The organism is Pseudomonas sp. D8002 (assembly GCF_013385695.1).
In the GTDB taxonomy this organism is placed as follows: domain Bacteria; phylum Pseudomonadota; class Gammaproteobacteria; order Pseudomonadales; family Pseudomonadaceae; genus Aquipseudomonas.
On the sequence record NZ_JACAPM010000006.1, the window covers coordinates 112,382 to 136,043 of the forward strand.

Annotated in this window: 26 protein-coding genes; 11 read left to right on the forward strand and 15 right to left on the reverse strand. The window is 61.1% G+C overall.

Translation table 11 applies throughout. The features are described 5' to 3' along the window. Positions 1–9: 9 nt before the first annotated feature. Positions 10–468 carry a DUF2442 domain-containing protein gene (locus tag HX807_RS03855; RefSeq protein WP_134327119.1) on the forward strand — a complete coding sequence of 153 codons (459 nt, stop codon included), beginning with the start codon at positions 10–12 and terminating at the stop codon, positions 466–468. 75 nt (positions 469–543) lie between these two features. Here HX807_RS03855 and HX807_RS03860 read toward each other — a convergent pair whose 3' ends face one another. The 5 genes from HX807_RS03860 to HX807_RS03880 form a co-directional block, all read right to left on the reverse strand. Further along, positions 544–813, reverse strand: coding sequence for a short-chain dehydrogenase (locus HX807_RS03860; RefSeq protein WP_087692753.1), 270 nt, complete (start codon positions 811–813; stop codon positions 544–546). A 242-nt stretch (positions 814–1,055) separates the two neighbouring features. Next, entirely contained in the window at positions 1,056–1,409 is a 354-nt protein-coding gene (locus HX807_RS03865) for a gamma-glutamylcyclotransferase family protein (RefSeq protein WP_177049288.1), read from the reverse strand. A 17-nt stretch (positions 1,410–1,426) separates the two neighbouring features. Next, positions 1,427–2,089 carry a M24 family metallopeptidase gene (locus tag HX807_RS03870; RefSeq protein WP_102606416.1) on the reverse strand — a complete coding sequence of 221 codons (663 nt, stop codon included), beginning with the start codon at positions 2,087–2,089 and terminating at the stop codon, positions 1,427–1,429. A 68-nt stretch (positions 2,090–2,157) separates the two neighbouring features. Continuing rightward, a complete protein-coding gene (locus HX807_RS03875; protein ID WP_134327118.1) occupies positions 2,158–2,736 on the reverse strand; it encodes a DUF4337 domain-containing protein in 579 nt (192 codons plus the stop codon). Between the two features lie 54 nt (positions 2,737–2,790). Then, complete coding sequence (locus tag HX807_RS03880) at positions 2,791–3,675, reverse strand: LysR family transcriptional regulator (protein WP_177049290.1); 885 nt, start codon at positions 3,673–3,675, stop codon at positions 2,791–2,793. Between the two features lie 97 nt (positions 3,676–3,772). Here HX807_RS03880 and HX807_RS03885 point away from each other — a divergent pair, with 97 nt between their 5' ends. Then, a complete protein-coding gene (locus HX807_RS03885) occupies positions 3,773–4,741 on the forward strand; it encodes an SDR family oxidoreductase (protein ID WP_177022179.1) in 969 nt (322 codons plus the stop codon). On the opposite strand, the gene HX807_RS03890 is transcribed toward HX807_RS03885, so the two are convergent. Further along, a complete protein-coding gene (locus tag HX807_RS03890; RefSeq protein WP_008434882.1) occupies positions 4,728–5,084 on the reverse strand; it encodes a DUF2784 domain-containing protein in 357 nt (118 codons plus the stop codon). The genes HX807_RS03885 and HX807_RS03890 overlap by 14 nt on opposite strands. 24 nt (positions 5,085–5,108) lie before the next feature. Next, on the reverse strand, positions 5,109–6,005 hold the full coding sequence (locus HX807_RS03895; RefSeq protein WP_177049292.1) for a LysR family transcriptional regulator: 897 nt from the start codon (positions 6,003–6,005) through the stop codon (positions 5,109–5,111). A 97-nt stretch (positions 6,006–6,102) separates the two neighbouring features. On the opposite strand from HX807_RS03895, the gene HX807_RS03900 reads away from it, so the two are divergent. Both HX807_RS03900 and HX807_RS03905 read left to right on the forward strand, forming a co-directional pair. After that, positions 6,103–6,951, forward strand: coding sequence for an oxidoreductase (locus tag HX807_RS03900; RefSeq protein ID WP_087692746.1), 849 nt, complete (start codon positions 6,103–6,105; stop codon positions 6,949–6,951). Positions 6,952–7,055: 104 nt separating this feature from the next. Further along, complete coding sequence (locus HX807_RS03905; protein WP_004371166.1) at positions 7,056–7,742, forward strand: HAD-IA family hydrolase; 687 nt, start codon at positions 7,056–7,058, stop codon at positions 7,740–7,742. Positions 7,743–7,859: 117 nt separating this feature from the next. On the opposite strand, the gene HX807_RS03910 is transcribed toward HX807_RS03905, so the two are convergent. Together HX807_RS03910 and HX807_RS03915 are read right to left on the reverse strand one after the other, a co-directional pair. Beyond that, positions 7,860–8,252, reverse strand: coding sequence for a YbaN family protein (locus HX807_RS03910; protein WP_004371165.1), 393 nt, complete (start codon positions 8,250–8,252; stop codon positions 7,860–7,862). A 20-nt stretch (positions 8,253–8,272) separates the two neighbouring features. Continuing rightward, the gene (locus HX807_RS03915) at positions 8,273–8,860 is read right to left on the reverse strand and encodes a YecA family protein (protein ID WP_004371163.1); all 588 of its coding nucleotides are present in this window, start codon (positions 8,858–8,860) and stop codon (positions 8,273–8,275) included. A gap of 276 nt (positions 8,861–9,136) precedes the next feature. Here HX807_RS03915 and recQ point away from each other — a divergent pair, with 276 nt between their 5' ends. Next, a complete protein-coding gene (recQ, locus tag HX807_RS03920; protein ID WP_004371161.1) occupies positions 9,137–11,263 on the forward strand; it encodes a DNA helicase RecQ in 2,127 nt (708 codons plus the stop codon). A 121-nt stretch (positions 11,264–11,384) separates the two neighbouring features. Further along, positions 11,385–11,819: a MarR family transcriptional regulator gene (locus HX807_RS03925; RefSeq protein ID WP_004371158.1), complete on the forward strand. Its 435-nt coding sequence runs from the start codon at positions 11,385–11,387 to the stop codon at positions 11,817–11,819. Positions 11,820–11,951: 132 nt separating this feature from the next. On the opposite strand, the gene HX807_RS03930 is transcribed toward HX807_RS03925, so the two are convergent. Next, complete coding sequence (locus HX807_RS03930; protein ID WP_177027712.1) at positions 11,952–14,141, reverse strand: patatin-like phospholipase family protein; 2,190 nt, start codon at positions 14,139–14,141, stop codon at positions 11,952–11,954. 83 nt (positions 14,142–14,224) lie between these two features. On the opposite strand from HX807_RS03930, the gene HX807_RS03935 reads away from it, so the two are divergent. Continuing rightward, positions 14,225–14,512 (forward strand): SelT/SelW/SelH family protein, encoded by a 288-nt coding sequence (locus HX807_RS03935; protein ID WP_003214624.1) that lies wholly within the window; start codon positions 14,225–14,227, stop codon positions 14,510–14,512. On the opposite strand, the gene HX807_RS03940 is transcribed toward HX807_RS03935, so the two are convergent. Together HX807_RS03940 and HX807_RS03945 are read right to left on the reverse strand one after the other, a co-directional pair. Continuing rightward, positions 14,506–15,396, reverse strand: a complete 891-nt coding sequence (locus tag HX807_RS03940) for a DMT family transporter (RefSeq protein ID WP_102369680.1) — start codon at positions 15,394–15,396, stop codon at positions 14,506–14,508. The two genes, HX807_RS03935 and HX807_RS03940, sit on opposite strands and share 7 nt — an antisense overlap. A 154-nt stretch (positions 15,397–15,550) precedes the next feature. After that, on the reverse strand, positions 15,551–16,342 hold the full coding sequence (locus HX807_RS03945) for an AraC family transcriptional regulator (RefSeq protein ID WP_102606513.1): 792 nt from the start codon (positions 16,340–16,342) through the stop codon (positions 15,551–15,553). Positions 16,343–16,475: 133 nt separating this feature from the next. On the opposite strand from HX807_RS03945, the gene HX807_RS03950 reads away from it, so the two are divergent. Beyond that, positions 16,476–17,285 (forward strand): UDP-2,3-diacylglucosamine diphosphatase, encoded by an 810-nt coding sequence (locus HX807_RS03950; RefSeq protein WP_003214618.1) that lies wholly within the window; start codon positions 16,476–16,478, stop codon positions 17,283–17,285. 149 nt (positions 17,286–17,434) lie between these two features. On the opposite strand, the gene HX807_RS03955 is transcribed toward HX807_RS03950, so the two are convergent. The 3 genes from HX807_RS03955 to phhA form a co-directional block, all read right to left on the reverse strand. Continuing rightward, entirely contained in the window at positions 17,435–18,631 is a 1,197-nt protein-coding gene (locus tag HX807_RS03955) for an amino acid aminotransferase (protein WP_177049293.1), read from the reverse strand. Beyond that, positions 18,631–18,987, reverse strand: coding sequence for a 4a-hydroxytetrahydrobiopterin dehydratase (locus HX807_RS03960; protein WP_003214616.1), 357 nt, complete (start codon positions 18,985–18,987; stop codon positions 18,631–18,633). Before HX807_RS03960 ends, HX807_RS03955 begins: the two co-directional genes overlap by 1 nt. A gap of 104 nt (positions 18,988–19,091) precedes the next feature. Then, positions 19,092–19,883: a phenylalanine 4-monooxygenase gene (phhA, locus tag HX807_RS03965; RefSeq protein WP_003214615.1), complete on the reverse strand. Its 792-nt coding sequence runs from the start codon at positions 19,881–19,883 to the stop codon at positions 19,092–19,094. A 266-nt stretch (positions 19,884–20,149) separates the two neighbouring features. Between phhA and HX807_RS03970 the strand changes: the two genes are divergently transcribed. The 3 genes from HX807_RS03970 (at position 20,150) to flgG (ending at position 23,612) form a co-directional block, all read left to right on the forward strand. Further along, positions 20,150–21,715 carry a sigma-54-dependent phenylalanine hydroxylase transcriptional regulator PhhR gene (locus tag HX807_RS03970; protein WP_003214613.1) on the forward strand — a complete coding sequence of 522 codons (1,566 nt, stop codon included), beginning with the start codon at positions 20,150–20,152 and terminating at the stop codon, positions 21,713–21,715. A gap of 307 nt (positions 21,716–22,022) precedes the next feature. Further along, on the forward strand, positions 22,023–22,763 hold the full coding sequence (locus HX807_RS03975) for a flagellar basal body rod protein FlgF (protein WP_003214611.1): 741 nt from the start codon (positions 22,023–22,025) through the stop codon (positions 22,761–22,763). Between the two features lie 63 nt (positions 22,764–22,826). Next, on the forward strand, positions 22,827–23,612 hold the full coding sequence (gene flgG / locus HX807_RS03980; protein WP_003214609.1) for a flagellar basal-body rod protein FlgG: 786 nt from the start codon (positions 22,827–22,829) through the stop codon (positions 23,610–23,612). Positions 23,613–23,662 lie beyond the last annotated feature (50 nt).

Sequence of the window (23,662 nt, forward strand, 5' to 3'; positions counted from 1 at the left end):
AACTGACTTATGACCAGCAAGCTTCGCATCTCTGCTGTGCAACCAGTTGCCGGCAAGCATGCCATCGAAATTGAGTGGAATAACGGCAAGCGGCATACCGTTGATCTCACTGATCACATAAATACCTTCCCGATTCTAAAACCCCTTCAGGACTTGGCTCTATTTGGTCGGGTTGAAGTCGGTGAGTGGGGCCTTGACGTGACTTGGGGCAATGACCTTGAGTTGTCCTCCGGCACCTTGCATCGTTTGGCGCTGGAACAGTCCGGCGAGGTCATGCTGACGCAGGACTTCAGAAAGTGGATGCTCAGCAACAATCTGTCGCTCTCCGCTGCGGCTGTGGAACTAGGCTTCACTCGTAGGACCATTACTTCCTACAGCAGCGGCGCCGCTCTGATTCCCAAGCATGTAGGGTTGGCGTGTAAGGGGTGGGAGTACGAGCATAAGGCTCGTGGCACACGTTGCGTTTAGGTTGGGTAATGTTCGCAAAAAGGGATGACTGAGAGGTCGTCCCTTTTTCGTTTTTGCGGGGTCAAGCCAATGGGTTCAGGAATACTGCGCTGCCATCCTCCGACCTATGACATCCAGCAGATCGCATCCATCGCGTAACGGAATTGCGCAGAGCAAGGAAAAGTCGCCCAGCACGACCGTATCACTACTGATTTCTGCACGCAGCGCCAGGTTTTCTAGAACTTGGGTTACGGCGCGAATCCGATAGTTTGCAGCATCAAGCAGGACATCCAGCGGTGCTGTGGTGTCTACGAAAAGGGCGGGTGTGGTGCAGTCGTTGCTGGTGAGTGCCATATATTGATTCATACGGGAGTCCATCTGAGACAAATAGAAAAATAGCTAACCTTTTTCAAGTTAGACCTTCATAAAACAGCCGTCGCCTGAAAAACTGGATCGCAGAGTTTTAGTTTTCAGATTTGTCTTCGAGTCGCCAAACTCGGTCGCCATGACGGCGACCGAAAGACTATAGACCTGGCATTACGAAGCGGGCAGGGCATACTTTCAGATTGATCTGTAGGAAATCACTCCGATTGATCAACTGCACGCTCTCAAGCCTGCACATACACCCAAGCCGTCAACCCCGAAGCCAACCCCACCGAAACCCGCTTATAGTCCGATACCTCATACGCATCCGCCGCCGCCAGCTCCTTCTCGGTAATCTGAAACACCGTACCCTCAACACTGTCCTCATTCCGCCCGCTCGGAGCAACGATCGGATGATGGGTCTTGCCACTGGCCGCCAACACCTCGGGATCGGTTATCTCCACCCAGCTTTTTGAATACCCCAGCATCGCATCCTGCTGACCCACCAACTCCCGCCCAAAGTTGGACAGTTGCACGGCTTTGTCCTGCAACGTGCCGTAAGAAAACAACAGCACGGGAAATTCGGTCGAGCGTTCCATCTTTATTCCTTGAAAAATTAAGCCAGCAAATCTTCGTAAAACGCACCATAAGCCCCGCTCGGGTGCGCGATCTGTATCTCCAGAATCCACAGCCCTTCATTCGGATACTGGTCAAAATCCCCAAGATCACCGCCACGGTAAATCGCATGGGGAAAGTCGCTGACACGGTGCCCTTTGATGTCCAGGTTCAGCACCCAACCCATTGCCTTCGCTTGCTCTTCGGCAAAACGATACAGCTCCAGGCCGACGACTTTATCGTTCCTCCAGCGCCGCTCAACCCGATCAAACAACTCTTTTGCCGCGCTCGCACACGCCTTCAGCTCGGGGTCGTTGCCGGTGCTGAATGTCGCCCCCGCATCACCTTCATGGCCTTGCCACACGGCGCCCATGTCGATGAAGTAGATGTCGTTTTCCCCCAGCACCGGGTCGCCGTCGGAGCGCTCCTTGAAGGTCTTGAGGGTGTTGGCGCCAAAGCGCACCAGCAGCGGGTGCCAGATGCGCTGCATGTCGAGGTCGGCGAGGACTTTTTTGCCGAGCTCGCGGGCTTCGGATTCGAGCATGCCGGGGCGGATGAGTTTGGACAGAGCTTCGATGGCGCGCCAAGTCATGGCCTGGGCGTAGCGCATTGAGTCGATGCTGTAGGCGACGCCCACAGCTTCCTTGGATGATTGTGCGGTCACCGGCTTTTCCTCGGCTTTATAGTGTCAGGCGTTATGCGTTTTACTATATAGCGATGGCAGGATGGAACCTAAATATGCAACCACGCCATCCCACCCAACACCACACTCACACCACCGGCGGTATACGCCATGCGCTTCAACCATTCCTTCCTTGTCAGCAAGGTAATCGCCGCCAGCGAAATCGCGATCTGAATCGCGGTCATCGCCTGCGCCCAGCGGTGATGCTGATGCAGCGCCTGTTCTGACTTTTCATCCCATTCCTTCGAGGTGGCTTCGAGCTTTTCGGCCTGTTTGCGCACGTCTTCCTTCTGGGTTTTATAACGCTCGATCTCGTCGGTGTAGTGCTTGGCATCAACCCCCGGAATATGCGTCGCCAGCTCCGCAAGGTTCTGCCGGCTGGATTTGGCCTGGTAGTAGTTCCACTGGTTGGCGGCTTCGGTCTTGAAGATGGCGGCGTTGTTTTTGTCCATCGCCGCTTCGCTTTCGGTGGAGCCGGCCTGGTAGCTGAGCATGGCGCCGACGGTGGCCATGATGGCGGTCATCACGGCGATGCGGCTGGCGAAATTGTCTCCGCTGCGGTGGGCACGTTCGGTGGCGTGTTCGACGTGTTTTTCGTGGGGGCTGGGGACTTCGAAGGCTTCGGACATGGGGGCGTCTATGAAGGGTTTGAGGGACTCTGATTCTTCACCAGCGAAGCTGTCTCAATCCTGTACGTAATGCTGCAAACCGGCCACCAGGGCGTCAAAGGTGACGCGGCAGCGCGGGCTGTTGCGCAGGTCTTCGTGCATGGTGACCCAGGTGTCCAGTTGCAGGGCAAATGCGTCCGGCAGGACTCGGCTCAGGCGGGTGTCTTGCCGGGCCAGTTTGACCTGGCAGCCACCGATGCCGGCGCCGGCGCGGATCAGGGCCAGTTGTGCGAGGTCGCTGTCGCTGCTGAGGGAAAAGGCGCTGCGCTCGAAGCCTTTGACGGCCAGGCTGCGGATGAAGGCGCTTTCCTGGTCGTAGCCGATGACTGAATGAGCTGAGAGATCATTCAGGCTCTGGGGTGTGCCATGTTGTTGCAGGTAGTCGTTGCGCGCATGCAGGCCGACTTCGATAACGCCGATCCTTTTCGCCAGAAGTTGTTCCTGGCTGGGTCGGACCATTCGCACGGCGATGTCGGCCTCCAGTTGCAGCAGGTCCAGCAGGCGATTGCTCAGCACCAGTTCGACCTTGAGGTGCGGGTGCTGCTGGCGCAGTCGGGTGATGATCGGCGGCAGGACTTCCACGCCGATCACTTCGCTGGCAGACACTCGTACCACGCCGCGCACTTCGGGGCCTTGGGGCGACGCGGCGCGCTCGAGTGCGGCAGCCGTGGTTTCCATGGTTTCGGCATGGGTGCGCAGGGTGAGGGCGACCGCCGTGGGCAATAGGCCGCTGGCGGAGCGGGTGAACAGCACCACGTTGAGGGATTTTTCCAGCGCAGCGATGTGCCGCCCGACCGTGGGCTGCGTGATGCCGAGCTGCCGTGCGGCCCCCGACAACGATCCTTCCTTGAGTACCCCGAGGAACGACCGGTAAAGCTCCCAACCAATATTTGATGCCATGCATAAATGTATAGCGTCTGGATGATCTTCGGCAATTCCTCTATAGCCCGCTGGCGAACAGAATCGCTCCATCACATTACCCTCAGGGGAAAAAAGCATGAACAAGGTTCTGGTATTGGGCGCGACAGGCGGGATTGGTGGCGAGGTGGCGCGGCAGTTGTTCGCTGCCGGCTGGCAGGTATGTGCCCTGACGAGGGATGTGGATAAGGCCCACAAACAGAACGCCGATTTCACCTGGATAAAAGGTGATGCGCTGAACCGTGGGGAAGTCGTCGCAGCGGCCCGGGGTTGTTCGGTGATCGTGCATGCGGTGAATCCGCCTGGTTACCAGCGCTGGGCGGAGCTGGTGCTGCCGATGATCGACAACAGCATCGCGGCGGCAGTCGCGGAAGGGGCGACGATTGTCTTGCCGGGCACGGTGTACAACTTCGGGCCTGATGCCTTCGCGCGGTTGGAGGAAGATTCGCCGCAGCATCCACTTACCCGCAAGGGCGCGATCCGGGTAGAGCTGGAGCAGCGTTTGCTTGAGGCGACCCAGCAGGGCGCACGAGCGCTGATCGTGCGGGCAGGCGATTTTTTCGGCGCCAAGGCCGGCAGCAGCTGGTTTTCCCAAGGCCTGGTCAAGCCCGCAAAACCGGTGGCCAACGTGAGCTATCCAGGGGCGCCAGGCGTGGGGCATCAGTGGGCTTACCTGCCTGATGTGGCGAGGACCATGGTCGAGTTGATTGCCCGCCGCGACAGCCTTGATGCCTTCGCCCGTTTTCATATGGCGGGGCACATAGATGCCGATGGTCGGCAGATGAGCCAGGCGATTCAGCGGGTGGTGTCACGCAGGACCGGCCAACAGCCTTCTGTACGTGCTTTCCCGTGGTGGCTGCTGAAACTGGCCGCGCCCTTTGTCACCACCTTCCGCGAGATGCAGGAAATGCGTTACCTGTGGCAAACCGAGGTGCGCATGGACAACCGCCGCCTCGTACAGATATTGGGCAGTGAACCGCACACGCCTTTGGACGAGGCGGTTGAGGCGACATTGGTGGGTATCGGCTGCTTGCCTAAGCGCGCCTGATCAGCCGCACATACACCGCGATATTGATCAACAGCACCAGCGCGCCCAGCCCCAATTGAATCTGCGGCGTCAGCCCGGCCGGGTAGATCAGGGCCAGGATGTAATGCTCGATAAACCCGCCGCCATAACCGTCCTGCCCGGCCAAATGACGAAACAGATTTTCCCAGCGGGTCAGCGGGCAGGGCAGATGGAACACTTCAACGGCAACGCCCCACGCGGCGGCAGGCAAATGCAGCCACATGACCGGTCGCCATTTGAGGGCGAGCAAACCGCCAAACAGCACGAACAGAATGAACGACAAATGAAACAGCACCAGGCCGTCGGCGGCGAAGCGGTAGAGCATGATGGGGTTCGCTTTTTGAATGGATCAGGTCCCGAATTCTTCCTTCAGGAACTCGATAAACACCCGCAATTTCTTCGGCGTGTTCGTACGGTTGAAGTAATACAAATACAGCGCGCTGTGGGCAATCCAGTCGTCCAGCACCTCCACCAACTCACCGCGTTGCAGGTACTGCTCGACGCTGGAGCGCGCCACGTAGGCAAAGCCAAACCCGTCCAGCGCACCGCGCACCATCAATTCAACATCGTTGGTCGCCAGCCGGCCTTTTACCGTAACCCGCATCTGCTTGCCGGCTTTTTCAAAGTCCCAGCGGTGCAGCGAGCCGGTCTGCGCACTGCGGTAGTTGACGCACTCATGCTCGAGCAAGTCGTGGGGATGAGTGGGCAGTTTGCGCCCCTGCAAATACTGCGGCGTGGCGACGATGACGAATCGCAACTGCGTCGCCACCGGCACCACCACCATGTCTTCGGCCAGCACATGGTCGTAGCGGATGCCCGCGTCAAAACCCTGGGCGACGATGTCCACCAGGCTGTTGTCCACCGCCACTTCCAGGTTGATGCCCGGGTATTTGCGCAGGAAGCGCTGGAGCAACGGTTGCAGGACCATTCGGCTGGCGGTGGAGGGAATGTTCAGGCGCAAGGTGCCGGCGGCGTCGACCGTCGCCGCTGCTACGCTGTGCAGGCTGGTTTGCAGTTCTTCCAGCAGCGGCGTGATCTTCTGGATCAACTGCTCGCCGGCCTCGGTCACGCTGACGCTGCGGGTGGTGCGGTTGAGCAGTTGCACACCCAACTGTTTCTCGAGGGCGCGCACGCGATGGCTGACGGTCGACACCGAGAGGCTGCTGGCGTCGGCTGCCTGGGTGAAGCTTTTCGAGCGGGAGACCTGCAGGAACAGTCGCAACTGCTGGAAATCGGGCGTGTCCATTGTGTGGTATTTCCGAAAGGGCCTTGCAGATTATGCATCTTTTTAGCAAGAACAGCGGCGCGCATACTTTTCCTACACACACGAGGATTGGCCCTTTATGACGACTTCCACCGCAAAACCCGTCTGGTTCATCACTGGCTGCTCCACCGGTTTCGGCCGCCAACTGGCGTTGCACACCCTGAGCCTCGGCTACCCGACCGTGGTCACCGCGCGTAATCCGCAGCAGGTGCAAGACATCGTTGCCGGTCACGAAGAAAACGCGCTGGTCCTGACGCTGGACGTTACCGACCAGGCCCAGGTCGAGGCGGCTGTCAAAGCGGCTGAAGAACGTTTCGGCCATATCGACGTACTGGTCAACAACGCCGGTGTCGGCTACTTCGGCTCCTTCGAAGAAAGCGACCTGGATGACGTGCGCAACATGTTCGAAATCAACGTGTGGGGCTTGAGCGCCATGACCCGCGCGGCCTTGCCCGGCATGCGCGCCCGGCGCTCGGGCAGCATCGTGAACATTTCCTCGGTGGGCGGTGTGGCGGCGTTCCCGTCGCTGAGTTTCTACAATGCGACCAAGTTTGCGGTGGAGGGCCTTTCCGAAGCGCTGTCCCAGGAAGTCGCGCCGTTGGGGATCAAGGTGTTGCTGGTCGAGCCGGGCCCGTTCCGCACCGACTGGGCCGGGCGTTCGGCCAACGAGGCGGCTCACGGGATTGCCGACTACAAGGAAACGGCGGTGGCACGGGCCAATATGGTTCGCAACTACAGCGGCAAGCAGCCGGGTGATCCGGTGCGCGCGGCGATTGCCATCGTCAAGGCGGTGGAGGCTGAGCAACCGCCATTGCGCCTGTTGCTGGGCAAGGCTGCGTTGACCTTTGCGCGGACCAAGGTGAAGGCGCTGAGTGCGGATTTTGATGCGTGGGCTGAGGTAACTGAGGGGGCGGATTTTCCCGAGTGAAGCACTGACTGGATTCGGCACAAGGCCGTAACGGTTGCTTGCAGGTAACGCTGGCCGTTATTGTGCTGAATCCTTTTAGTCCTTTTGCCCACGGATCTGTAGTGATGAATGCACCGCGTACCGCTGTCCCGATCAAGGCTGTCATTTTCGATATGGACGGGTTGTTGCTGGACACAGAAGGCATCTACACCGAAGTCACACAGATCATCGCCGAACGCTATGGCCGTACCTATGACTGGGGGATCAAGCAGCACATCATTGGTCGCGGCGCCCAGGACCTGGCGGATTACGTGGTCAAGGCGCTGGACCTGCCGATTACCCCCGCAGAATTCCTGGTGATCCGCGAGCCGCTGATGAGCGAGCGTTTCCCCAAGGCCTTGGGCATGCCGGGTGCTGAGGCGCTGGTGCGGCACTTGAAGGCGCATAACATTCCGATTGCCGTGGGCACCAGTTCGTCGCGCAATTCGTTTGGTCACAAGACCACGCTGCACCGTGAGTGGTTTGGGTTGTTCGACACCATCGTCACGGCGGATGACCCGGAAGTCGGGGCGGCCAAGCCGGCGCCGGATATCTTCCTGACGGCGGCGCGCCGCTTGGGTGTGGCGCCAGAGGATTGCCTGGTGTTTGAGGATTCGCCGTTTGGCGTGACAGCGGCGAAGGCTGCGCACATGACCGCGATTGCGGTGCCGGATGAGGCGATGGCGGACAGCAAGTACCACCATGCCGACCAGATTATTCGCAAGTTGGCTGACTTTGATTTGGCGGCGTATGGCTTGCCGCCGATGCGTTGATCCCTCTGAAGCGACTGGATTAAAAATGTGGGAGCGGGCTTGCTCGCGAATACGGTGTGTCAGCCGATACATGTGCTGACTGATCCACCGTATTCGCGAGCAAGCCCGCTCCCACATTTAGTCCTGCGGTGCCTTGGGCAAGGTCTTCTGCCGCAAAATATAAACCGTCACCAACACCGCACTGGTCAGCATGAACCCTCGCGCCCAGATCAGCGGCACCAGGTAGCAGGAAAACCCGATACTCACCCACATCAACCCAATGGCATACACCTTGCCCTTGAGCGGAATCCCGTTGCCATCCAGATAGTCACGAATCCACGGCCCCAGGCGCGGGTGTTCCACCAGCCAGTGGTAGAAGCGCGGGGAGCTACGGGCAAAGCAGGCGGCAGCCAGCAGAAGGAAGGGGGTAGTGGGCAGCACCGGCAGGAAGATGCCGATTACCCCGAGCGCCACGCTCAACCAGCCGATGGCCAGCAGAACGTAACGCAGGATCACGGAACGGTTGCCCATGGGCGCCACGGGCAACGGTCTTAGTGGTGGCGAGGCTTGAGGATCGCCGGCTTTTCGTCAGGTGCGTTGCACAGCAGGTACAGGGCGGTCAGCGCTTCCGGGATCTGAACGATCATGTCGTCCATCAGGTTGGCGTCGGCGGCGATGTCGGAGAACTCAGGTTGCTCGTCGAACAGGCCGGAACCGACCATGATCGGCAGCAGCATTTCGCTGACTTCTTCTTCAGCCGTTTCGAACCAGGCCTCTTCACGCAGGAACACGCCTTCCATGAAACCGATGCACCAGCCGCGCAGTTCGGAGTCGTCCGGGTCTTCGCCCAGGTCCAGGTCGCAAGGCAGTTCGAACTCTTCATCGGAAGCCAGTTGGCGGCCAATGTGAGCCTTGAGGGCCAGCAGGGTCGATTCGATTTCTTCGCGCTGGGCGGCATCACTGTAGTGAGGCTCTTCGGAGAACAGGGCGTCGATCCATTCACGGTCGGGAACGACATCGGAGCATATCGACAGCGCGGTCAGATAGCCGTGGGCGGCCACGTAGTCCAGCGCCTCGTCGTGCAGCTCATCGGCATCGAGGAAGGCTTGCAGGCGGGTTAGTTGCTCAGCGAAGGACATTGACGGACTACCTTGGGAATAAACGATGGGCAATTCTAGGCTTTCTTGAGCTGCCAGGCCAGCCGCAGCACAGATTTGAGAGGTATTTGAGCCCGGCGGCAATTCACCAACGGCACCCTTTGCCGGGTAACGCTCGGGTATACTGCCGCGTTTTGTGATGCCCCTGCAGGCCAAGCGCCAGTCGCGGGAAAAGTTCGCTTACGGATTATTTCCCGCTCAAGCGTGCTTTTTCGACCAGCCTGTACAGAGGGATTTCGGCGATATTTGGAGTTTTTCATGCTCGAGCAGGCTCAACGCGTCCTCAAGGACATCTTCGGCTACGACAGTTTTCGTGGCCGCCAGGGTGCGATCATTGAGCGCGTGGCCAACGGCGGTGACGCCCTGGTGCTGATGCCTACCGGCGGCGGCAAGTCGCTGTGCTTCCAGGTACCGGCACTCTTGCGGGAAGGGCTTGCGGTGGTGGTGTCGCCGTTGATCGCCCTGATGGACGACCAGGTGGCCACCCTTGAAGAGCTCGGCGTGGCGGCCGCTTCGCTGAACTCCACCCTCAGCGCCGAACAGCAGCGCGACCTCGCCGCCCGGATCAAGCGCGGCGAAGTGAAGATGCTTTACCTCGCCCCCGAGCGCCTGGTGCAGCCACGGATGCTGGCGTTCCTGCAGAGCCTGGAAATCGCCCTGTTCGCCATCGACGAAGCCCACTGTGTGTCCCAATGGGGCCACGATTTCCGTCGTGAATACCTGCAACTGGGCCAACTGGCGGAGCTGTTCCCCAACGTCCCGCGCATCGCCCTGACCGCCACCGCCGACAAGCGGACCCGCGAAGAAATCGTCGAGCGCCTGCACCTGCAGAACGCCGAGCGCTTCCTCTCGAGCTTCGACCGGCCGAATATCTTTTACCGCATTGTGCCCAAGGAACAGCCGCGCAAGCAGCTGCTGGCGTTCCTCTCCGATCGGCGCAGCGACGCCGGCATCGTCTATTGCCTGTCGCGCAAGAAGGTCGATGAGGTCGCCGCATTCCTCAGTGAACAAGGCTACCCGGCACTGCCGTATCACGCGGGTTTGCCCAACGAACTGCGGGCCTACCACCAGAAGCGCTTCCTCAACGAGGAAGGCCTGATCATGGTCGCCACCATCGCGTTCGGCATGGGCATCGACAAATCCAACGTGCGCTTCGTGGCCCACATGGATTTGCCCAAATCCCTCGAGGCGTACTACCAGGAAACCGGGCGTGCCGGCCGTGACGGCCTGCCGGCGGATGCGTGGATGGTCTACGGCCTGCAAGACGTGGTGATGCTCAAGCAGATGCTGCAGAACTCCGAAGGCGACGAGCGCCACAAGCGCCTGGAACAGCACAAGCTCGACGCGATGCTGTCGCTGTGTGAAGAAACCCGCTGCCGTCGCCAGACCTTGCTCGCCTACTTCGACGAAGACATGCCCAAGCCCTGCGGCCACTGCGACAACTGCGTGGACGGCGTGCAGACTTGGGACGCCACCGAGCCGGCGCGCCAGGCGTTGTCGGCGATCTACCGCACCGGTCAGCGCTATGGCGTCGGCCACCTGGTGGACGTGTTGCTGGGCAAGGACAATGAAAAGATTCGCAGCTTCGGCCACGAAAAACTCTCGGTCTACGGTGTGGGCAAGGCTCGCGCCGAAGGCGAGTGGCGCTCGCTGTTCCGGCAGATGGTCGCCCGTGGCCTGGTGGACATCGACCTGGAAGGCTACGGCGGCCTGCGCCTGAACGACAGTTGCCGGCCGCTGCTCAAGGGCGAAGTCAGCCTGGAGCTGCGCCGCGACCTCAAGCCGCAAACCACCGCCAAGAGCAGCACCAGCCAGGCCAGCCAACTGGTGCGTTTCGAAGAGCGCGAACAGTGGGAAGCCCTGCGCGCGCTGCGTAAGAAGTTGGCGCAGGAACACAGCGTGCCGCCTTACGTCATCTTCCCGGACTCCACCTTGCTGGAAATGCTCCGCGACCATCCCACTACCCTCGGCGAGATGGCCAGGGTCAGCGGCGTCGGTGCGCGCAAGCTGGAGCGTTATGGCCAGGCCTTCCTCGAAGTGCTCGGCGGCCAGGTCGAGGCGCCGAAAGAGGTCGCCGACATCCGCCACGAGTTGATCAGCCTCGCCCGTGCCGGCATGACCCCGATCCAGATTGCCGGGCAGCTGCAGTGCTCGGAGAAGAACGTCTACACCTTGCTCGCCGAGTCCATTGGCAAGCAGCAGTTGTCGTTGGAGCAGGCCCTTGATCTGCCGGAAGATTTGCTCGGTGAAATCCAGGATGCATTCCTGGATGGAGAAGGCGAATTGCCACCCGTTTCCGAGATTGCGCCGCTGTTTACCGGCCGCGTTCCCGAGGGCGTTTTGTACTGCGTAAGGGCCGCTTTGCAGTCGGAATTCGAGATTTGATGTGCCAATTACGACAATGTAACGAATCAGTACATACCGGGTCTTGCCTACTGGCATGGGTCATGCTTAGCTGACTAATAATTAGCCACACTTTATTTTCAGTCTAATCCATGAGTTTTTTATGCCGTTAACCGATCAACACCGTTTTGGCATGCAGTTGGCGCATATGTCCCGAGGATGGCGTGCCGAGCTGGATCGCCGCTTGGCAGGTTTGGGACTGTCCCAGGCACGCTGGCTGGTGCTGCTGCACCTGGCCCGTTTTACCGAACCGCCTACCCAGCGTGAGCTGGCGCAGAGCGTCGGGGTAGAGGGGCCCACCTTGGCCCGTTTGCTCGACAGCCTGGAAAGCCAGGGCCTGGTGCAACGCCAGGCCGTGGTGGAAGACCGCCGCGCCAAGCGCATTGTGCTGTGCGACACCGCGAAGCCGCTGATCGAGCAGATCGAGACCATCGCCACGGCCTTGCGCCATGAGCTGTTTGTGGGTGTCGATGAAGAGGATCTGCGGGTGTGCATGCGGGTGCATGAACACATCCTTGGAAATCTCGAGAAGTCCTGACCCCAGGTACACAGAAGATCAAAAATGTGGGAGCGGGCTTGCTCGCGAAGGCGGAGTGTCAGTGAATACATGTGCTGACTGACACACCGCCTTCGCGAGCAAGCTCGCTCCCACATGGGTTTTGCGGCGTAGTTAGAAGGTTTGCCCCAGGTTCAGGTACACCGCCTGCTGACTGTCATCGTTAAACCCATAACTGAAATTCAACGGCCCCAGCGGCGTATCAAACCCCAGGAAAATACTGGCGGCGTTGATGTACCCGCTGTCGTATTCATTGTCGTTGTTCCAAGCCCGCCCTCGCTCCAGTGATGCGCCCAGGTACAACGGGAAATCCAGCGGCAAATAAGACCGCGGCGTCAGCCGGCGATAGTAGACCGCGCGCATCAGGCTGATGTTCTGCCCGGCAATCGCATCCTCCCGGAAGCCCGACAGCTGCCGCGCGCCCCCCAGCAGGAAGCTGGAAATCACCACGTCCGACTTATCCAGGGTGCGCCCATACCGCCCGCCGAGGATCAGTGTGTCCGGCCCGCTGCTCATGGCTTTGTCCAGCTTGAACTCCCACTGGCGATAGCGCTGGTCCGAACCCAGCCCCGGTTCGAACTCCCGGAAGGCCAGGCCAATGTCTTCGCCGGTATGGGGGAAGTACACGTTGTCGAACGAGTCGAAGGAGTACTTCAGCTCATAGAAACCCTCGCTGAAGTTGATGCTCGGTGAATTCCGGTCGCCAATGCGCACATCCGCCTTGCCCCAGGCCTCGCCGACGCCGAAACGAATCTCGCCGCTGTTGCCGATCTGCCGGCCCACGTTCAGGCCGAAGCCGTAGCGTTCCAGGCGGTATTCGGAGATCGGGTTATTGTCTTCAATCAGTTCGACGTTCTGTGCCTGGGCACTGATATAGGGCGCGACGAAGTAGCGTGAACCGGTGTCCATCGGCTGATAGAACTCGCTGTACAACTCCTGCTTGTCCCCGATCTGCACCCGCGTCAGCCATTCGGCGCCGAGGCGGTTGATGCCGTTCATGCGGTAGCTGGCGCCGAGGTTGAAGGCGCTGTCGCCGCGCATGTCATCCGACAGGTTCAGGCCCAGGCGCAGGTAGTCGGTGCCGCTGCGTTTGCCCCGGGCACTGATGACCAGGGTGTTGTCCTTGCCCTTTTTCACCACGCGGTATTGCACCTGTTCGAAGTAATCCAGGCCGTACAGAGTGCCCATGTCGGTTTGCAGGCGGGCCAGGTCCAGAGGCTCGCCGAGGTTCTGGCGGATGTAGTAGCGGATCACCTCGTCGCCCACCTTGGAGTCGTTCTCTACCTTGATTGCGGTGATCACCGGGTTGCGCTCGCCGGCCGTTCGCGCGGCCACCAGCGACGGGTCCACCGGTTCGGCCGGGCGCAGGTGCGCCAGGCGCACGTCGAGTGCGCGGGTGGCGCGGTAGCCCGCGTCGATCATGTCCTTGGCGCGCCCGAAATCCGTCACCCCGTAGGCGGCCAGGGGCGGCTGGATCAGCACGTCGCGGGGCGCCAGGGCCTTGAGTTGTTCTTCGGAATTGCGCCGAGTCATCAGGGTGATGGACTGGTTGAGCACGTCCACCACGGTGTTGAGTTGCTTGCGTGAGCGCAGCGGGGTGCCGATGTCGACGACGATGGCGATGTCGACCCCCATTTCCCGCGCCACATCCAGCGGGATGTTATCGGTCATGCCGCCATCCACCAGCAGCCGGCCATCCAGCTCCACCGGGGCAAACACCGCCGGGATCGACATGCTGGCGCGGATCACCTGGGGCAGGTGGCCTTTGCGGAACACCACTTTTTCACCACTGGTGATGTCGGTGGCCACGGCGCGAAAGGGGATCGGCAGCTTGTCGAAATCCCGCACGTTACTGGTGTGGGCGAACATGCTTTCCAGCAGCAAGGCCAGGTTCTGACCCTGGATCACCCCCAGTGGCAGGCCGAGGCTGCCGTCGTCGCGGAAGCTGAGTTTCTGTTTGACCAGGAAATCCCGGTCATCCTGCTTGCGCCGGAATGGCACGTCTTCCCGCGGTGGCGCGTCGGACAGGGCGAGCTTCCAGTCGATGTTCAGCGCGAGTTTTTCCAGCTCGTCGATCTTGTAGCCCGAGGCATACAGCCCGCCGATCACCGCACCCATGCTGGTGCCGGCAATCGCATCGATGTGGATGCCCTGTTCTTCCAGGGCCTTGAGCACGCCAATGTGCGCCAGGCCACGGGCGGCACCGCCGGAGAGGACCAGGCCGATCTTCGGGCGCGGATTTTCGACGGCTTGGACGAGGACAGGGAACAGGCACAGCAACAGGCAGGACAACAGGCGGCGCATCATCAATCTCAAGGCAGGACGATAAAGGCCGGTATTATAGCCACTCGATCCTTTCAACCCGCCAAGCAGGAGCCAGTCAATTCATGTCAGCGGCCAAGCCCGAGATTGTCATCACCTATTGCACCCAGTGTCAGTGGCTGCTGCGCGCCGCCTGGCTGGCCCAGGAACTGCTGAGCACGTTCGCCGATGACCTCGGCAAAGTGGCCCTGGAGCCGGCCACCGGCGGTGCGTTTCGGATTACCTGCGACGGTGTGCAGATCTGGGAACGCAAGGCCGACGGGGGCTTCCCGGAAGCCAAGGTGCTCAAGCAACGGGTACGTGACCAGATCGACCCGCAACGGGACCTGGGGCATAACGACCGTACTCAATGAACCTCGGCCGTGGTGGCCGGCTGCTTGGCCGGTTTGGCGCCGCCCATCAGCCCGGACACCACGATGGCCACGATGATCAGCGCGCCGCCCATCAGCATGCGCAGGGTCGGCGTTTCAGCAAACAGCAGCCAGGCCGCGGTGATGCCGTACACCGGCTCCATGGCAAACACCACCGCCGCCGTGCGCGCCTTGAGCACCGCGAGGCTGGCGACAAACAGGCTATGGGCCAGGCCGGTGCAGAACACCCCGAGCAGACCGATCCACAGCCAGTCCACTGGTCGCACTTCGGCCAGCCCGGGCGCGGCGACGGGCAACAGGCACAGCGCTACCACCACGTTCTGGCACAAGGCGGCCTGCACCGGCGGGATGCGCCCACTGGCGCGGTTGTTCAGCGACAGCAGCGAGAACAACAACCCGGAGCCGACCGCCCACAACAAGCCGCTGGTGGCCTGGCTGGCGAGATTGAAATCCGGCGTGACCAGCACCAGGCCGATGCTCACCAGCACCACCAGCAGGATCTCGTTGGCGCGAATCCGCTCGCGGAAAATCAAGCCTTCGAGAATCACCGTGAACGCCGGGAAGGTGGCGAAGCCCAAGGTGGCGATGGCCACACCGGCGACCTTTACCGCAATAAAGAAACTCACCCAATGCCCGGCCAGCAGCAGGCCGCTGACCAGCAGGCGGCGCCAGTCGCGGGCTTGCAGCTTCTGCCAGGGCGTGTTGCTGGCAAAGCGCGCAAAGATCGCCAGGGCAATGACCGCGAACGCGGCGCGGCCGAACACGATAATCGCCGGCGAAGCGGCCGCCAGTTTGCCGAACACACCAGTGAGGCCAAACATCAATGCGCCGATATGCAGGGCGCCGAGGGCTGTGCGGGGAGTCATTGCGATCCTTAAACGACGGGTTTACAGGATCGCAGTCTAGAGGGTTGCAGGCATTCGCGTCTGTCGTTGGGCTCGCGGCTTTTGTCGCAGGACTCTTGCTTGGTGAAGATCCCTGTGGGAGCTGGCTTGCCTGCGATGCAGGCAACTCGGTCGTTCATATAGCGCGCGGTGATGCTATCGCAGGCAAGCCAGCTCCCACACCGGGCGGTGCTCGTCTGAAGGCTCGGGGCGAGAGGCCAAACTCGCGCAGCATCGCCGCAGCAAATGCACTTTGCGAACCATAGCCCACCCGCGCGGCAATCTCGCCGATGGGCAGCTGGCTGTCGCGCAACAGGCCGCGGGCCATCTGCAAGCGCCGGGTGCGTATGTAGTCCATCGGCGTCTGCCCGCTTTCCGCGATAAACCGTGCATGCAGGCGGGCGACGGACAGGTCGGCGAGCTTCGCCAGGTCCGCCACTTGCAGTGGGTGCGCGGCGTGCCGCTGGATATGCGCATCGAACGCGGCATAGGGCAGGCGCTTGCCCACCGGCGGCTGCGCAAGGTTGAGGCTGGCCAGCAGCAATACGGCGCCTTGCTGGGCGATCAGCGGGTCGTCCACCGGGCTGCTTGCCAGCCATTGCACCAGTTGGCTTTGGCGATTGTCGAGGGTCAGGTGTGCGCACCGGTCGAGCAAGCGGCGGCTGGCGTCGGCATGCTCGCCCAGGGACTGCGCCAGCCAGTGCTCATCGGGCACGTCCAGCACCAGGCAGCGGCTGCCATCGCGACTGCGGCACGCGTGATGGGCGGAGTAGGGCAGCACCATCACACTGCTGTGCTGCACCTGGCCGCCCCGGCCATCCACCTCGAAGTCCAGGTGCCCGGACAGGCCAAACACCAGCTGTGCATGGTCGTGGCTATGGGCGATAGGCGCATCGGGGTAGTGGCGTAGCGTGAGGTTGGGTCTCATCGCAGTCTCCTGGGCAGGCCCGCAGTTTACATCGCTTCGCCGCCTGTGGGCGCTGTCATCAGACTGACGCAACACTGTCATGGGCTATTAATCCCATGGGCGCAAGCTCGCGAAAACACCGTGAGGCATGCCCATGACCAGCGCCGAACTCGCCAAACCCAGCCGCAAGCAACGCGTGCGTACCCTGTGGATTTCCGACGTGCATTTGGGCACTCGGGATTGCCAGGCCGAACACCTCTCGCATTTCCTCAAGGGCTACCACGCCGACAAGGTCTACCTGGTGGGCGACATCATCGACGGCTGGAAGCTGCGCAGCGGCATGTATTGGCCCCAGGCCCATACCAACGTGATCCGCCGCCTGCTGACCATGAGCAAGCGCGGCACCGAGGTGATCTACGTCACCGGCAACCACGATGAATTCCTGCGGCGTTATTCGAAGCTGATCCTTGGCAATATCCAGTTGGTGGACGAGGCGGTGCACGTGACTGCCGATGGCCGGCATTTGCTGGTGATCCATGGCGACCAGTTCGACGTGATCACCCGGTATCACCGCTGGCTGGCGTTCCTTGGCGATTCGGCCTACGAATTCACCCTCACGCTCAACCGCTGGCTGAACCACTGGCGGGCGCGCTATGGCTACGGCTATTGGTCGTTGTCGGCGTACCTCAAGCACAAGGTCAAGACGGCGGTGAGCTTTATCAGTGATTTTGAAGAAGCGATCGCCCACGAAGTGACCAAGCGCGAGCTGCATGGCGTGGTGTGCGGGCACATCCACCATGCGGAGATTCGCAAGGTGGGCGAGGTGGACTACCTCAATTGCGGGGATTGGGTGGAGTCGTGCACGGCGCTGATCGAGCACTGGGACGGGCATATCGAGCTGTATCGATTGGCGGATGCCCAGGCGAAAGAGGCACAGCTAAAAGCCGAAATGGTCGCGGGCTAAGCCTCAAACCCACAGACTCACAGATTCACTCAGTCTAAATGTGGGAGCGGGCTTGCTCGCGAATGCGGAGTGTCAGTCACCAGATAATTCGACTGACCCACCGCCTTCGCGAGCAAGCCCGCTCCCACACTTGGATCCGGTTTGTTCAGTCAGGTGTGGGAAACATCCGCGATGGCTTCGGCCAACAGTGTCAACCGCGTCGCATCAATCCCCGCCACGTTCGCACGCCCGGAATTGACCATATACACGCTATGCTTGTCCCGCAGTTGCTTCACCTGATCCGCACTCAACCCGGTATAGGAAAACATCCCGCGTTGCGCCGCGATGTGCGCAAACCGCTCCGACAACCCATGGGGCGCCAACGCCTCCACCAGCCCGGAACGCAGCTGCGCAATCCGCGCCCGCATCGCTTCCACTTCCTCGGCCCACTGCTTTTTCAGCCCGGCGTCACCGAGAATCGTCGCCACCACAGCAGCACCATGGTCCGGCGGCGTCGACCACAAGTTACGCGCAATGAACGCCAGCTGGCTGCGCAAATCCGTCAGTTTCTCGGCGTCCGCCGCGCACACAATCAACGCGCCGACACGGTCGCTGTACAAGCCGAAGTTCTTCGAGCAGGAACTGGTGATCAGCACTTCGGGCAGCTCAGCCGCGAACAGCCGCACGGCCCATGCATCCTGTTCCAGGCCATCGCCAAAACCCTGATACGCAAAGTCGATCAGCGGCAGCAACTGACGTTCCTGGACGATCTTCAGCACCTGGCGCCAGTCATCGTGGGACAGGTCGAAACCGGTCGGGTTGTGGCAGCAGGCGTGCAGCAGCACCACATCGCCCTCAGGCACCGTCGACAGGGTGGCCAGCATTGCCGCTACGTCCAGACGATTGTCGCTGCCCACGTACGGGTAATGGCTGACCTTGAGCCCGGCCTTGGCGAAGATGGTTTCGTGGATCGGCCAGGTCGGGTTGCTCAGCCATACGCCACGGCCGGGCAGGCTGTGGGCGATAAAGTCGGCGCTCAGGCGCAGCGCGCCGGTGCCGCCAGGCGTCTGGGTGGCGCCGGCGCGGCGTTCACTCAGCAGCGGCGAACCAGCGCCCAGCACCAACTCACTGATCAGCGTGCCGAACGCGGCATTGCCATGGCCGCCGATGTAGGTCTTGGTGGTTTGTTGTTCCACCAGGCGCTGCTCGGCCAGTTTTACCGAATGGGGGATCGGCGTCAGGCCCTGGTCGTCCTTGTACACGCCCACGCCGAGGTCGAACTTGAGCGGGTTCGGGTCCTGGGCATACAGCTCCATCAGCCCGAGGATCGGGTCCCCGGGTACCCGGCCAATTGCGTCGAAATGCATTACTTGCGGCCCTCGGCATCCTTGGCCACTTCGTCGGTGCGCGCGGCCATGATGAAGTCGTTGCGGTGCAGGCCCTTGATGGAGTGGCTCCACCAGGTCACGGTGACTTTGCCCCACTCGGTGAGCAGGCCCGGGTGATGGCCTTCAGCTTCGGAGATCACGCCCACGGCGTTGGTGAAGGCCAGGGCGAATTTGAAATTCTTGAACAGGAAGACCTTTTCCAGCTGCATCACGCCATCGCGTACTTCGATGTTCCAGTCGGGGATCTGCTTGATCAGCACCGGCAACTCTTCGTCGCTGACTTGCGGGGCGTCGGCGCGGCAGGCTTCGCAGTGGGCTTGGTTCAACGTGGTCATGTGGGTATTCCTGAAATCGAGTATTTGGAAACGGTCGTCAGTAGCGTCACCCTAAAGCAACGCGGGGCCAGGGAACAGACTCACCTGGCCCTAAAAGCCGCAGTTCAAGCAGCTTTTGGCTTGGGCGGGAACTTCGGTGCGTGCAGCCCCAGCTGCATCCCGCGTTCGACCATGCCCATGATGTCTTCCTGCGCCACTTCGAACAGGCGCTTGAGGTTGGGCAGGGCGAAGTACACGGGTTGCAGGATGTCGATGCGATACGGCGTGCGCATCGCTTCGAGCGGGTCGAAGGCTTGATGCTCGGGCACGTCCGAGAGGCAGTACACGGTCTCCTTGGGCGAAGACAGGATGCCGCCACCGTAGATGCGCCGGCCTTCGGGCGTGTCCACCAGGCCGAACTCGATGGTCATCCAGTACAGGCGCGCCAGGTACACGCGCTGTTCCTTGGTGGCGGCCAGGCCGAGCTTGCCGTAGGTGTGGGTGAATTCCGCGAACCAGGGGTTGGTCAGCAGTGGGCAATGGCCGAAGATCTCGTGAAAAATGTCCGGTTCCTGCAGGTAATCCAGCTCTTCACGGGTACGAATAAACGTCGCCACCGGAAACTGCTTGTTGGCGAGCAATTCGAAAAAAGTCTGGAAGGGGATCAGCGCCGGCACCCGGGCGACTTGCCATCCCGTGGTCTCGGCCAGCACTTTGTTGACTTCCGCCAGCTGTGGAATGCGGTCGTGGGGCAGGCCGAGCTTGTCGATGCCGTCCAGGTATTCCTGGCAGGCGCGGCCCTCGATCACTTTCAGTTGGCGCGTGATCAAGGTGTTCCACACCGCGTGTTCTTCGGGCGGGTAGTCGATAAAACCGTTCGCGTCGGGCTCGCGGGCCACGTACTGCGTCTGCTTCATACTGCTCTCCTGCTAGGCATTCGTTCTTGTTATGTCCTGGGATGAGCCTATTGATACGCCGCCTGGGCCAGGAAGCCATCCTCCTGTGCCACGCTTTTGTAGGAAAAGTTACTGAGATTCGTAAAGTTTTCGTTACGGATGAAGCGATTCGTTCTCCCTGTGGCGTATTTTGGGTGTGAATCGCCATGCAGCTGTCACATAATCTTGACGATTATCTGCGGCCGGCGGCAAAAAGACGCAGCGACTCCACCTCTTCGGGCCTTCTCATGCGTATCAAAGTGCATTGCCAGAACCGCATTGGCATCCTGCGGGACATCCTCAACCTGCTGGTGGAGTACGGCGTGAACGTTGCCAAGGGCGAGGTCGGTGGCGAGCACGGCAACGCCATTTACCTCTATTGCCCGAACCTGGTGAACCTGCAGTTCCAGGCATTGCGCCCGCAGTTCGAGGCGATTGCCGGGGTATTTGGCGTCAAGCGGGTAGGGCTGATGCCCAGCGAGCGTCGGCATATGGAGCTCAACGCGCTGCTGGGGGCGCTGGAGTTTCCGGTGCTGTCCATCGACATGGGCGGCTCCATCGTCGCGGCCAACCGCGCGGCGGCGCAGTTGCTCGGAGTACGGGTGGATGAGGTGCCGGGCATTCCGTTGTCGCGTTACGCCGAAGATTTCGATTTGCCGGAACTGGTACGGGCCAGCAAATCGCGAATCAATGGCCTGCGGGTCAAGGTCAAGGGCGATGTATTCCTGGCCGATATTGCGCCGCTGCAATCCTCCGAGCATGACGACAGCGAAGCCATGGCCGGCGCCGTACTGACCCTGCACCGCGCCGACCGGGTGGGTGAGCGTATCTACAATGTGCGCAAGCAGGAGCTGCGCGGCTTCGACAGCATTTTCCAAAGCTCCAGGGTCATGGCCGCCGTGGTGCGTGAGGCTCGGCGCATGGCGCCGTTGGATGCGCCTCTATTAATAGAAGGCGAAACCGGCACCGGCAAAGAGTTGCTGGCCCGCGCCTGCCACCTGGCCAGCCCGCGCGGCCAGTCGCCGTTGATGGCGCTCAACTGCGCCGGTTTGCCCGAGTCCATGGCCGAGACCGAGTTGTTCGGCTATGGTCCCGGCGCCTTTGAAGGGGCGAGGGCGGAGGGCAAGTTGGGACTGCTGGAGCTGACGGCGGGCGGTACGTTGTTTCTCGACGGCGTCGGCGAAATGAGCGCGCGGTTGCAGGTGAAGTTGCTGCGCTTTCTGCAGGACGGCTGCTTTCGCCGTGTAGGCAGTGATGAAGAGGTGTACCTGGATGTGCGGGTGATCTGCGCGACCCAGGTGGACCTTTCCGAACTGTGCGCCCGGGGCGAATTCCGCCAGGACCTTTACCATCGTCTCAATGTGCTCTCGCTGCATATCCCGCCGCTACGCGAGTGCCTCGACGGTTTGCCGCCGCTGGTGGAGCACTTCCTGGATCAGGCCAGCCGGCAGATCGGCTGTCCGCTGCCCAAGCTCGCACCGGCGGCGATGGAACGCCTCAGCCATTACCACTGGCCGGGGAATGTGCGGCAGTTGGAGAACGTGCTGTTCCAGGCGGTTTCGCTGTGTGAGGGCGGCACCGTCAAGGCCGAGCACATTCGCCTGCCGGACTATGGCGTGCGCCAGCCGCTGGGGGATTTTTCCCTGGAAGGCGGGTTGGAGGAGATCGTCGGGCGCTTTGAAAAGGCCGTGCTGGCGCAGTTGTATGCCGAACATCCCAGCAGCCGGCTGTTGGGCAAGCGGCTGGGCGTGTCCCACACCACCATCGCCAACAAATTGCGTGACTACGAAGTCGTCAAAGCCGAACGCGGTTAAACCTGTGGGAGCGGGCTTGCTCGCGAATGCGGTGGGTCAGTCGAATTATCCGGTGACTGACACTCCGCATTCGCGAGCAAGCCCGCTCCCACATGGGTTCTTTGTCGGTCTTGATACCTGCACTTGCCGTTAGCGGCATAAGTCCGCCGTTTTTTCGACTCTCTTCCAACTGCCCTCAGCTGCTACCTGCCGGCAAACCCCCGCCCCGCCTGGACTTTCCCTCATTTCAAAAAGTTGGTTCGCAAATTGCTTAAGCCTCATCAGTACAGCGGTGGGCGGCAAGCGTCCGTCAGAAAGAGGAAAGAGCGTGGATAAGTACCTTTACGTGGCAATGACCGGCGCCAGCCAGAATGCACTGGCGCAGAAGGCCCACGCCAACAACTTGGCGAACGTTTCCACCAATGGTTTCCAGCGTGACCTGGAACAGGCGCGCTCGATGCCGGTGTTCGGTGACAGCTTTCCGGCGCGGGCCTTTGCCTTGACCGAGCGCCCAGGCACGGACTTTTCCCCTGGCGCGATGATTGAAACCGGCCGTGACCTCGATGTGGCCGTCAGCGGTGACGGCTGGATGGCCGTGCAAAACCCGGATGGCGGCGAATCCTACGTGCGCAGCGCCAGCATGAACGTCGATGCGCTGGGCGTGCTGCGGGCCGGCAACGGTATGCCGATCATGGGCAACGGCGGCCCGATTGCCGTGCCGCCCCAGCAGCAGATCGAAGTCGGCCAGGACGGCACCATCAGCATCCGCGCCATGGGCGAAGGCCCGCGGGTGATGGCTGAAGTGGACCGGATCAAGCTGGTGCAGCCCGACCTCAAGAACATGACCAAGGGCCTCGACGGCACCATCCACACCAAGGATGGCCAGCCGGCCCAGGCCGATGCCAACGTCAAGCTGACGTCGGGCTTCCTGCAGGCGAGCAACGTGAACGCCGTCGAAGAAATGACGGCAGTCCTGGCCCTGTCCAAGCAGTTCGAATTGCACATCAAGATGATGAACAGCGCCAAAGAAGACGACCAGGCCATGACCCGCGTCCTGGCGATGAGCTGATAGCAGCCACACACTAATTTTTGTAGCGCGGCGCCATAAAACAGGCGCACGAAGGAGAAGAACATGCTTCCGGCTCTATACGTTGCCAAGACAGGCCTGTCCGCCCAGGACACCAACCTGACCACCATTTCCAACAACCTGGCCAACGTGTCGACCACGGGTTTCAAACGTGACCGCGCCGAGTTCCAGGACTTGCTCTATCAGATCAAGAAGCAGCCTGGCGCCCAGTCGACCCAGGACAGCGAATTGCCGTCGGGCCTGCAACTGGGTACCGGTGTGGCAATCGTTGGCACCCAGAAGAACTTCAGCGCCGGTAACCTGCAGCAGACCGGCCAACCGCTGGACCTGGCAGTCAACGGCAAGGGTTTCTTCCAGATCCTGCAGCCGGACGGCACCACCACCTACACCCGTGACGGTACGTTCCACCTGGACTCCAACGGCCAAGTCGTGACCGCCAATGGCTTCGCGCTGGAGCCGGCGATTGTCGTGCCGAACAACGCCCAGACCTTCACCGTCGGCAACGACGGCACCGTGTCGATCACCGTGGCCGGCAACCCGGCGTCCCAGGTGATCGGCAACCTGCAAACCGCCGACTTCATCAACCCAGCCGGCCTGCAGGCGATCGGTAACAACCTGTTCCTGGAAACCGCGTCCAGCGGCGCGCCGCAAATCGGCACCCCGGGCCTCAACGGTTTTGGTACCACCCTGCAAAGCACCCTGGAAACGTCCAACGTCAGCACCGTTGAAGAGATGGTCAACATGATCACCACTCAGCGCGCCTACGAGATGAACTCCAAGGTGATTTCCACCGCCGACCAGATGCTTTCGTTCGTAACGCAGAATCTGTAATCAAGTCTATGGGGCGCCCTTGAAGGCGCCTGCAACACCGTGAGGTATGG